Source organism: Paracoccus sp. SY (assembly GCF_002901215.1).
GTDB lineage: Bacteria > Pseudomonadota > Alphaproteobacteria > Rhodobacterales > Rhodobacteraceae > Paracoccus > Paracoccus acridae.
On sequence record NZ_NWMQ01000172.1, the window covers coordinates 1 to 757 of the forward strand.

The following is a 757-nucleotide window of genomic DNA, read 5'->3' on the forward strand; positions in this document are numbered from 1 at the left end:
GGAAGCGTCATTCCAGGGGTGGAGCGGCATGCGCCTTTGCCTTGCGGGCTGCCGAGGAGTTCCAGCCGTTGTTGCGGCGTCCCGTGGGCGTGTAGCGGGTCCGTTGCTTGCCGACCCGGTGCACCTTCGGCGGAGCCTTGTCCTGCTCGGCCTTGATGTATTCCAGGACCGCGCTCAGATGCTTGTTCTAGGTGATGGCCGCATGGGTCACCCGCTGATCCTTGTCGAACACGGAGTAGGGCAGCGAGACACCCTTCCAGCGGAACTCCAGCCGGCCGTCCGCGAACTCATAGCTGTCCACGTATTTGCCCGGCAGATCGCGGGTGATCTCGTTCTCGGCCAGGATGATCCGCAGCCGGTCGTAGGAAAAGGCCAGCTGGCTGCTGACATAGCGTTCGTCGCGATAGCACAGAATGTCACGCAGCCGATCCGGTTCGACATTCAGTGGCCGATGCAGGTTGTCCGCACGGCGTGGCACCTTGGCAAACTGCGCGTTGTAGCGCGCCATGAAGCCGGGAAGAAAGGCATTGGCAGTCTCCATGTCGGAGATGCCGGCCAGCCGCAACTCCTTGACCAGACGGTCCTGCAGGGTGCGGTTGGCGCGCTCGACGCGACCTTTTGCTTGCGAGGAGTTGGCGCACAGGATCTCGATGTTCAGTTCGTTCAAGGCCCGGCCGAACTGGGTCATCCCATAGCCTGTCCTGGCACCTTGCTTTGGCACCCGGAACACTGTGTGCTTGTCGGAGTAAAAGGCAAC

1 pseudogene is annotated in these 757 nt (G+C 62.1%); it reads right to left on the reverse strand.

Annotation, left to right across the window (positions count from 1 at the left end):
• Nucleotides 1-7: 7 nt before the first annotated feature.
• Nucleotides 8-757, reverse strand: a pseudogene (locus tag CK944_RS22390) (ISNCY family transposase); the annotation flags it as partial.